General features: G+C 65.4%; 9 protein-coding genes. 8 read left to right on the top strand and 1 reads right to left on the bottom strand.

All coding sequences use genetic code 11. The features are described 5' to 3' along the window. Positions 1 to 39: 39 nt before the first annotated feature. Entirely contained in the window at positions 40 to 738 is a 699-nt protein-coding gene (locus tag FOZ70_RS03655; RefSeq protein WP_006761414.1) for a Bax inhibitor-1/YccA family protein, read from the bottom strand. A gap of 249 nt (positions 739 to 987) precedes the next feature. On the opposite strand from FOZ70_RS03655, the gene ndk reads away from it, so the two are divergent. From ndk to der, 8 genes are all read left to right on the top strand, one after another. Then, the gene (gene ndk, locus FOZ70_RS03650; RefSeq protein ID WP_006478674.1) at positions 988 to 1,413 is read left to right on the top strand and encodes a nucleoside-diphosphate kinase; all 426 of its coding nucleotides are present in this window, start codon (positions 988 to 990) and stop codon (positions 1,411 to 1,413) included. A 55-nt stretch (positions 1,414 to 1,468) separates the two neighbouring features. Beyond that, positions 1,469 to 2,608, top strand: a complete 1,140-nt coding sequence (gene rlmN / locus FOZ70_RS03645; protein ID WP_048021097.1) for a 23S rRNA (adenine(2503)-C(2))-methyltransferase RlmN — start codon at positions 1,469 to 1,471, stop codon at positions 2,606 to 2,608. Between the two features lie 165 nt (positions 2,609 to 2,773). Further along, positions 2,774 to 3,802, top strand: a complete 1,029-nt coding sequence (locus FOZ70_RS03640; protein ID WP_219704957.1) for a helix-turn-helix domain-containing protein — start codon at positions 2,774 to 2,776, stop codon at positions 3,800 to 3,802. A gap of 112 nt (positions 3,803 to 3,914) precedes the next feature. Beyond that, entirely contained in the window at positions 3,915 to 5,219 is a 1,305-nt protein-coding gene (gene ispG, locus FOZ70_RS03635) for a flavodoxin-dependent (E)-4-hydroxy-3-methylbut-2-enyl-diphosphate synthase (RefSeq protein ID WP_027787235.1), read from the top strand. Between the two features lie 16 nt (positions 5,220 to 5,235). Next, on the top strand, positions 5,236 to 6,576 hold the full coding sequence (gene hisS, locus FOZ70_RS03630; RefSeq protein ID WP_027787236.1) for a histidine--tRNA ligase: 1,341 nt from the start codon (positions 5,236 to 5,238) through the stop codon (positions 6,574 to 6,576). Between the two features lie 55 nt (positions 6,577 to 6,631). Continuing rightward, positions 6,632 to 7,261 carry a tetratricopeptide repeat protein gene (locus FOZ70_RS03625; RefSeq protein WP_021163115.1) on the top strand — a complete coding sequence of 210 codons (630 nt, stop codon included), beginning with the start codon at positions 6,632 to 6,634 and terminating at the stop codon, positions 7,259 to 7,261. Positions 7,262 to 7,302: 41 nt separating this feature from the next. Further along, on the top strand, positions 7,303 to 8,448 hold the full coding sequence (gene bamB, locus FOZ70_RS03620; RefSeq protein WP_042977620.1) for an outer membrane protein assembly factor BamB: 1,146 nt from the start codon (positions 7,303 to 7,305) through the stop codon (positions 8,446 to 8,448). A 247-nt stretch (positions 8,449 to 8,695) separates the two neighbouring features. After that, positions 8,696 to 10,033: a ribosome biogenesis GTPase Der gene (gene der, locus FOZ70_RS03615; RefSeq protein ID WP_051392374.1), complete on the top strand. Its 1,338-nt coding sequence runs from the start codon at positions 8,696 to 8,698 to the stop codon at positions 10,031 to 10,033. The last annotated feature ends 34 nt before the right edge of the window (positions 10,034 to 10,067 follow it).

Here is a 10,067-nt window from a genome sequence, read left to right as displayed (position 1 = left end):
CGGCCCGCGGGCCGGTTTTTTCATGATGCGTGGCGAACGTCAGTTGCGGTTGCCGCCGAAGATGCCGAGCAGCGCGAGCAGGTTCGTGAACACGTTGTACAGGTCGAGGTAGATCGCGAGCGTTGCCGAGATGTAGTTCGTCTCGCCGCCGTTCACGACGCGCTGGACGTCGAACAGCATGTAGGCGGAGAAGATCGCGATCGCGAGTACCGACACGGTGAGCATCAGCGCCGGGAGTTGCAGGAAGATGTTCGCGACCGAGGCAAGCAGGATGACGATCACGCCCATGAACAGCCACTTGCCGAGCCCCGAGAAATCACGCTTGCTGACGGTGGCGATCGTCGCCATCGCGGCAAAGATGATGCCGGTGCCGCCGAACGCGAGCATGATCAGCGACGGGCCGTTCGAGAAGCCGAGGATGAAGCTCAGCAGCCGGGACAGCATCAGGCCCATGAAGAACGTGAAGCCGAGCAGCACGAATACGCCGGCCGCGCTGTTTTTCGTCCGCTCGATCGCGAACATGAAGCCGAACGCGATCGCGAAGAACGCGAGCAGGCTCATCATCGGGCTCGTGGCCGCGAACAGCGAGAAGCCCGTCGCGACGCCGACCCAGGCGCCCAGCACGGTCGGCACCATCGACAGCGCGAGCAGCCAGTACGTGTTCCGCAGCACGCGGTTGCGAACCTCGGCGGTGCTGACGGAACCGCCGCGGCCGAAATTGTACGGATAGTCGTTCATGGTTTCTCCTAACATTGAACGCGTGGGCGTCCGGGGCCGGTTCGGCGCGCGCGGTGTGCGGCGCAGCAAACCGGAGCAGCTATGGCTAAGATACGTTCCGTGCCGGGAGGTTTCAATGGCCGGGCAGCACAAAACATATGGATTCTGAACCTTTCACGCGTGTAAGGGTTCAATCGCAATGATACACGGGATCGTGCTACAATAGCGGATTCATTTGAACCTGTAACTTCTTAATTTTTTGGAGTTTTTATGGCAATCGAGCGCACCCTGTCGATCATCAAGCCGGATGCGGTGGCAAAGAACGTGATCGGCCAGATCTACAGCCGTTTCGAAGGCGCCGGCCTGAAGATCGTCGCATCGCGCATGGCACACCTGTCGCGTGCTGACGCAGAGAAGTTCTACGCGGTTCACGCAGCGCGTCCGTTCTTCAAGGACCTCGTCGATTTCATGATCTCGGGCCCGGTGATGATCCAGGTTCTGGAGGGTGAAGGCGCGATCCTGAAGAACCGCGACCTGATGGGCGCAACGGATCCGAAGAAGGCGGAAAAGGGCACGATCCGCGCCGACTTCGCCGACAGCATCGACGCGAACGCCGTGCACGGCTCGGACGCTGCGGAAACGGCAGCGGTCGAAATCGCGTTCTTCTTCCCGGAAATGAACGTTTACTCGCGCTAAGCCCTGGCTGGCAGCAAGTAGGCAGGATTCAGCGCACGCGGCAAGGCAGCACATCATGACGAGCGAAACTTCCGTCAATCTTCTCGACTTCGATGCCGAGGGTCTTGTCGCGTACTGCGGCAGCCTCGGCGAGAAGCCGTTCCGCGCCAAGCAGTTGCAGCGCTGGATCCACCAGTACAACGCTGGCGATTTCGACGGCATGACCGATCTTGCGAAGTCCTTGAGAGAGAAACTCAAGGGCCGCGCGTCGATCGTCATGCCCGAGATCGCCAGCGATCACGTTTCCGCCGACGGCACGCGCAAGTGGCTCATCGACGTCGGAAACGGCAATGCGGTCGAAACCGTGTTCATCCCGGAAGAGACGCGCGGCACGCTGTGCGTGTCGTCGCAGGCCGGGTGTGCGGTGAACTGCCGCTTCTGCTCGACGGGCAAGCAGGGCTTTTCCCGCAACCTGTCGACAGCCGAAATCATCGGCCAGCTACGGATGGCCGAATTTGCATTGCGAGCGTCGCTGGGTCGCGCACCCGGCCCGAACGGCAAGGCCGAGCGGGTCGTCACCAACGTGGTGATGATGGGCATGGGCGAGCCGCTGCTGAATTACAGCGCGGTCGTGCCGGCCATGCGGCTGATGCTCGACGACAACGCGTACGGCCTGTCGCGCCGCCGCGTCACGCTGTCCACGTCCGGCGTGGTGCCGATGATGGACCGCCTCGGCGCCGAGTTGCCGGTTGCGCTGGCCGTTTCGCTGCACGCGCCCAACGATGCGCTGCGCGACGAGCTGGTGCCGCTCAACAAGAAGTATCCGCTGCGTGAGCTGATGGCGGCTTGCCAGCGCTACCTGAAAGTCGCGCCGCGCGACTTCATTACTTTCGAATACTGCATGCTGGACGGCGTCAACGACACCGAAGCGCATGCTCGCGAACTGCTGGCCGTCACGCGCGACGTGCCGTGCAAGTTCAATCTGATCCCGTTCAATCCGTTTCCGGAATCGGGCCTCATCCGCTCGAAACCGGAGCAGATCAAGCGCTTTGCGCAGGTCCTCATCGACGCGGGTGTCGTCACGACCGTGCGCAAGACGCGCGGCGACGACATCGATGCCGCGTGCGGCCAGCTGGCCGGCGCAGTGAAGGATCGCACGCGCCTCGCGGAACGAACGGGCGCAGCAGGGAAAATCATCGAGGTTCGGGCGATTTGACAGGGGCGCCTGGCCGGGGATGCCAGCGCCTTTTGGGCGGTACAACACGCGAATAGCGATCGGTCGCGGCGCCACGGCGTCGCGCATGGTATGGACAGTTGCGGGTGCCGGCCGGCGGGAGCCGGCGGCGGCCGCCAGTGAAGAAGAATCGACGCGAGGACAAGGATGAGTGAGCCGCAGCCGTCTAACGGCGCAGAGACGAATGGCGCGAAGCCGGCACCGGCGGGGTTGGAATCGCTTGCGGCGGTCGGCAGCCGGCTGGCGCAGCTTCGGGAGGCAAGAGGGTGGACCGTCGACGACGTGTCGGCGCGACTCAAGGTCGCACCGCAGAAGCTCCGGGCGCTCGAGGCGGGTGACATCAGTCATTTGCCCGGCGTGACGTTTGCACTCGGCGTCGTACGCAGCTACGCGAAGATGCTCGGCGTCGATCCGGAGCCGTTCGCGCAGGCGTTGCGCCGTGAGCGCGGGGTGCCGGAAGTCGACCTGTCGATGCCCGCGTCGTCGGGGACGGATCTGCCGCGCGGCCGCGTGTCGATTCCGCTGGGCGGATCGTCGCGGCATCATCCGTGGTTGTGGGGCACGGCGATCGTCGTCGTCGCGGTGGTCGCCGTACTGATGTGGCACACTGGCGGCGATTCGTCGAGCCTGCTCGCGCGTTTCAAGGGCGGCGACGCGGAGCATGCGTCGGCCGCGAGCGTGCCGGCGGCGGCATCCTCGTCAACCGTCGAAGAGGCGGCCTCGAGCGGTGCGGCTGCCGTGGTCGCGAATGAGGTTCCGGCCCCGGCTGCTGCATCTGCTGCGCCGGCGCCGGTTATTGCGTCGGCAGTTCCGGCGCCTGCGCCGGTGGCGCCGGCCGTAACGGCGGCCGCATCGCAGCCGGTCGTGGCGACGGCGGCGGCAAGCGCCGCCGCGCCGGCTCAGCCGGCGAGCGCCGCGGTCGTGGCCGGCCAGTCCATGGTCGAACTGAAGGTCAAGCAGGACAGCTGGTTCAGCGTGCGCGACAAGAGCGGCAAGGAGCTGTTCTCCGGACTGGTGCGCGGCGGCGAGGCGAAGCAGGTCGCGGGCGACGGCCCGTTCAAGGTCACGATCGGCAACAAGGCGGGCCTCGACACCGTTGCGTTCGACGGAAAACCCGTCGATCCGGCAAAATATTCGGCAGCGCGGGGTAACGTGGCGCGGTTCACGTTGCCCTGACGTCAAGCGCCGTGGCGAAGGCCTGTCGTCGATATCGGCAGGCCGTGAGGGCACGGCGCTTTTTCAATTCATGCGCCGCGTCGCGGCGCATTCCGCGTAAATGGATCTATCGATGCAATCCGAAGCTCAATCCCCACGCAGCAGTCAGATTTGTTCAACCGAGCCGGTGTTCGGCGGGCATCAGCCGCGCCGCGTATCGCATGCGGTGGATGTCCGCTGGGGCGGGCAGCTCGTGACGATCGGCGGCGACGCGCCGGTGCGCGTGCAGTCGATGACGAATACCGACACGGCCGACGCGATCGGCACGGCAATCCAGATCAAGGAACTCGCGAACGCGGGCTCCGAACTGGTGCGCATCACGGTCAACACGCCCGAGGCCGCGGCCGCCGTGCCGGCGATCCGCGAGCAGCTCGACCGCATGGGCGTGACCGTGCCGCTCGTCGGCGATTTCCACTACAACGGCCACCTGCTGCTGCGTGACTACCCGGGCTGCGCCGAGTCGCTGTCGAAGTACCGGATCAACCCGGGCAACGTCGGCCAGGGCGCGAAGCGCGATACGCAGTTCGCGCAGATGATCGAGGCCGCGGCCAAGTACGACAAGCCGGTACGGATCGGCGTGAACTGGGGCAGTCTCGACCAGGATCTGCTCGCGCGCATGATGGACGAGAACGGTGCGCGTTCGCAGCCGTGGGATGCGCAGAGCGTGATGTACGAGGCGCTGATCCAGTCGGCGATCGGCTCGGCCGAGCGTGCGGTCGAACTGGGTCTCGGCCGCGACCGTATCGTGCTGTCGTGCAAGGTCAGCGGCGTGCAGGACCTGATCGCCGTGTACCGCGAACTCGGCCGCCGCTGCGGCTTCGCGCTGCACCTCGGGCTGACCGAGGCCGGCATGGGCTCGAAGGGCATCGTGGCTTCGACGGCTGCACTCGGCGTGCTGCTGCAGGAAGGGATCGGCGACACGATCCGCATTTCGCTGACGCCGGAACCGGGCGCATCGCGCACGGGCGAGGTAATCGTCGGCCAGGAAATCCTCCAGACGATGGGCCTGCGCTCGTTCGCACCGATGGTGATCGCGTGCCCGGGCTGCGGCCGTACGACGAGCACGCTGTTCCAGGAGCTCGCGATGCAGATTCAGACCTACCTGCGCGAACAGATGCCGGTCTGGCGCAAGGAGTATCCGGGCGTCGAGAAGATGAACGTCGCGGTGATGGGCTGCATCGTCAACGGCCCGGGCGAATCGAAGCACGCAAACATCGGCATCAGCCTGCCGGGTTCGGGCGAGAACCCGGCCGCGCCCGTCTTCATCGACGGCGAGAAGGTCAAGACGCTGCGCGGCGAGCGGATCGCCGAGGAATTCCAGCAGATCGTCAGCGACTACGTCGCACGCAATTACGGCCGTACCGAGGCCCTGAACTAATTCGTCCACACACACGATGACTGAACAAAAACGCAAGATCGAGAAGCTCACCGGCGTCAAGGGCATGAACGACATCCTCCCGCAGGATGCCGGCCTTTGGGAGTTCTTCGAAGCCACCGTGAAATCGCTGCTGCGCGCATACGGCTACCAGAACATCCGCACGCCGATCGTCGAACACACGCAGCTCTTCACGCGCGGCATCGGCGAGGTCACGGACATCGTCGAGAAGGAGATGTACAGCTTCACCGACGCACTGAATGGCGAGAACCTGACGATGCGCCCGGAAAATACCGCGGCGGTGGTGCGCGCGTCGATCGAGCACAACATGCTGTACGACGGCCCGAAGCGCCTGTGGTACATCGGCCCGATGTTCCGTCACGAGCGTCCGCAGCGCGGCCGCTATCGCCAGTTCCACCAGGTCGGCGTCGAGGCGCTCGGCTTCGCGGGCCCCGATGCGGATGCCGAGATCATCATGATGTGCCAGCGCCTGTGGGATGACCTCGGCCTGACCGGCATCAAGCTCGAGATCAACTCGCTCGGCCTCGCCGAAGAGCGTGCCGCGCACCGCGTCGAACTGATCAAGTACCTCGAGCAGTTCGCCGACGTGCTCGACGAGGATGCAAAGCGCCGTCTGTATACGAACCCGCTGCGCGTGCTCGACACGAAGAATCCCGCGCTGCAGGAAATCGCGCAGAACGCGCCGAAGCTGATCGACTTCCTCGGCGAAGAATCGCGCGCGCACTTCGAAGGGCTGCAGCGCCTGCTGCTCGCGAACAACATCCCGTTCAAGATCAACCCGCGTCTCGTGCGTGGTCTCGACTATTACAACCTGACCGTGTTCGAGTGGGTGACCGACAAGCTCGGCGCGCAGGGCACGGTCGCGGCCGGCGGTCGCTACGATCCGCTGATCGAGCAACTCGGCGGCAAGCCGACCGCGGCGTGCGGCTGGGCGATGGGCATCGAGCGGATCCTCGAACTGCTGAAGGAAGAAGATCTCGCGCCCGAGCAGGAAGGCGTCGACGTGTACGTCGTGCACCAGGGCGAGACCGCGCGCGAACAGGCGTTCATCGCGGCCGAACGCCTGCGCGATACGGGCCTCGACGTGATTTTCCACTGCAGCGCGGACGGCGCGCCGGCGAGCTTCAAGTCGCAAATGAAACGGGCCGACGCCAGTGGCGCCGCGTTCGCAGTGATCTTCGGCGAAGAGGAGGTTGCGAACGGTACGGTGGGCGTGAAGGCGCTGCGCGGTGCGGGCGGAGACGGGGAAAAGAACGTTCAGCAGACCGTACCGGTCGAAGGCTTGACCGAATTCCTAATCAATGCGATGGTTGCATCCGCCGAAGACGGCGACGACTGATCGCGCTGGCATCCGCTCGACAAGAAAGGCCTGAACAGGAAGGAATCGCTCGCCGATGAGTTATCACGACGAACAAGAATCGATTGAAAGTCTGAAGGCGTGGTGGGCCCGCTGGGGCAACCTCACCACGTGGATCGTGCTCGCGGCGCTCGTCGTCGCGGCCGGTTTCAATGGCTGGAACTACTGGCAGCGCCGTCAGGCTGCCGAGGCGTCCGGGCTGTACGAACAGGTCCAGAAGGCTGCCGCCGCGAACGACAAGGCGACGATGGCTCGCGCGGCCGCCGACATGGAAGCCAAGTTCGGCAGCACGCCGTATGCACAGATGACGGCGCTCTCCGCAGCAAAGACGCTGTACGCGGCCGGTGACACGGCAGGTGCGAAGGCGCAGCTGCAATGGGCCGTCGATCACGCCAAGGATGACGAGTACAAGCAGATCGCGAAGCTGCGCCTCGCGTCGCTGCTGCTCGACGAGAAGGCGTACGACGCGGGCCTCGCGCTGCTGTCGGGTACGCCGGTCGATGCATTCAAGGGCCTCGTGGCCGATCGCCGCGGCGATCTGCTTGCCGCGCAAGGCAAGACCGACGACGCGCGCGCCGCATACAAGCTCGCGCTCGACGGCCTGTCGAAGGACGACCAGTCTGCCCGCCAGCTCGTGCAGTTCAAGCTGGACGCGCTCGGCGGCTGAACCCCGGTCCCCTCAACCTCTTAACTCTGCTTCGCTAACCGATGAATTTGCTGAAACGTTACGCTGTGCCCGTTGCCTGCGCGGCGGCTGTCCTCGCATTGGCGGCCTGCTCGTCGTCGAAGGACGCGCGCCGCGTGCCGACGCCGCTCACCGAGTTCAAGCCCGTGATGGACGTGCAACAGGTCTGGAAGGCGAGCGTCGGCAAGGGCGGGCGCTACCTGTTCTCGCCGGTGGCCGTGGGCGACGCCGTCTATGCGGCGGGCGAAAACGGTTCGGTCGAGAAGATCGACGCGAAGACGGGCCAGACGGTCTGGCGCGCGAAGGTCGGCTCCGACCTGTCGGCCGGTGTCGGCAGCGACGGCAACCTGACCGCGGTCGGCGCGCTGAAGGGCGGCGTGTTCGTACTGGGCCCGGACGGCAAGCAACTGTGGAAGACCAGCGTGCAGGGCGAGATCTTCTCGCCGCCGCTCGTCGGCAACGGCCTGGTGGTCGTCCGCACGATCGACGGCCAGGTGGTCGCGTTCAACGCGCAGACGGGCGAGCAGAAGTGGAACTACCGCAACCGCGCGGTGCCGCTGAACCTGCGTGTGTCGGCCGGGATGACGTTCGCCGGTGACGCGGCGGTGCTGGCGGGTTTCCCCGGCGGCGGGCTGGTCGCGATCAACCTGCAGACGGGCGAACCGTTCTGGCAGACGCCGGTGTCGTTCCCGAAGGGCGTGACCGAGGTCGAGCGCATCAACGACGTCAGCGGCCCGCCGACGCTCGTGGGTGCGGAAGCCTGCGCGGTGACGTTCCAGGGTCAGCTCGGCTGCTTCGATGCGAACTCGGGGCGCCCGCTGTGGGAAAAGCCGTTCTCGAGCCGCAGCGGCCTCGCGCAGGACGATTCGGTCGTTGCCGGCGGCGACGACTGGTCGGTCGTGACCGCGTACGATGCCGCTTCGGGCAACCAGCTCTGGCGCAACGACAAGCTGAAGAGCCGCGACGTCGGCGTGCCGTACCTGCTGGGGCACGCGGTCGTGATGGGCGATTACAAGGGTTTCGTGCACTTCCTGTCGCGCGAAGACGGCAGCTTCATCGCGCGGATGAAGACCGACGGCAGCGCGATCACGGCGGCGCCGGTCCTCGCGGGCAATACGCTCGTCGTGCAGACGAAGGACGGCGGCCTGTACGGATTCCGTCCGCGCTGACGCACAGGAAACATGCGCGACCGCAGCGCGACGGGCTCGTCCCGCGCGCCGTGGTCGTGCGACTTGAAGGCGGCCGGTGCTCCCGGCCGCTCGGTATTTGAAAGGCAGTTCGAGACGAAAGACGACGGCGCGCATCGCGCGCCAGGCGCGCGCATCCGGCGCGGCGCGAATTCGTGATATTTTCATTCAGCGCAGCCGCCCGCAGCAGCGGGCCTCCCGCTGCTGCGCTTCACCGTAGAAAACACAGATGAAACCGGTCATTGCCCTCGTTGGGCGCCCCAATGTGGGGAAATCCACGCTGTTCAACCGGCTCACGCGTTCGCGTGATGCGCTGGTCGCCGACTTGCCCGGCCTGACGCGCGATCGCCATTACGGCGAAGGGCGCGTCGGCGAGCGGCCGTACCTGGTCGTCGATACGGGCGGCTTCGAGCCTGTCGCGAAGGACGGCATCCTGCACGAGATGGCGCGCCAGACGCGCCAGGCCGTCGAGGAAGCCGACGTCGTCGTGTTCATCGTCGATGGCCGCAACGGGCTTGCGCCGCAGGACAAGTCGATCGCCGACTACCTGCGCAAGACCGGCCGGCCGATCTTCCTGGTCGTCAACAAGGCCGAGGGGATGAAGTACACGGCGGTCGCGACCGACTTCTACGAGCTCGGGCTCGGCGATCCGCGCGCGATCTCGGCCGCGCACGGCGACGGCGTGACCGACATGATCAACGAGGCGCTGGAGGTCGCGTATGCGGGCCAGCCGGAAGAGGAAGACCTCGACGATCCGTCGCGCGGCATCAAGATCGCGATCGTCGGCCGCCCGAACGTCGGCAAATCGACGCTCGTGAACGCGCTGATCGGCGAGGATCGCGTGATCGCGTTCGACATGCCGGGCACGACGCGCGATTCGATCTACGTCGACTTCGAGCGTAACGGCAAGAAATACACGCTGATCGACACGGCCGGCCTGCGGCGCCGCGGCAAGGTGTTCGAGGCGATCGAGAAATTCTCGGTCGTGAAGACCCTGCAGTCGATCTCCGACGCGAACGTCGTCATTCTTCTGCTGGATGCGCAGCAGGACATTTCCGACCAGGACGCGCACATCGCCGGCTTCGTCGTCGAACAGGGTCGCGCGCTCGTGATCGGCGTCAACAAGTGGGACGGGCTCGACGAGCATGCGCGCGATCGGGCGAAAGCGGATTTGACCCGCAAGCTGAAATTCCTCGACTTCGCGAAATCGCACTTCATTTCCGCCACGAAGAAGACCGGCATCGGCACGCTGATGCGCTCGGTCGACGACGCGTACGCGGCGGCAATGGCGAAGCTGCCGACGCCGAAGCTCACGCGCGCGCTGATCGAGGCAGTCGAGTTCCAGCAGCCGCGCCGTCGCGGCCCGGTGCGTCCGAAGCTGCGCTACGCGCACCAGGGCGGCCAGAATCCGCCGATCATCGTCATCCACGGCAACGCGCTCGACGCCGTGACGGAAACGTACAAGCGTTACCTGGAAAACCGGTTCCGCGAAACTTTCTCACTGACGGGGACTCCATTGCGCATAGAGTTCCGTTCGTCGAACAATCCGTACGCGGACAAGAGCTGAAGCACGCCTGTTACACGCGTTACACGAGGGGTAG

The organism is Burkholderia sp. COPS, from assembly GCF_019425585.1.
Classification (GTDB): domain Bacteria; phylum Pseudomonadota; class Gammaproteobacteria; order Burkholderiales; family Burkholderiaceae; genus Burkholderia; species Burkholderia cepacia.
The sequence above is the reverse complement of the archived record's forward strand: the minus strand, read 5'-3'. Positions and strand labels throughout refer to the sequence as shown.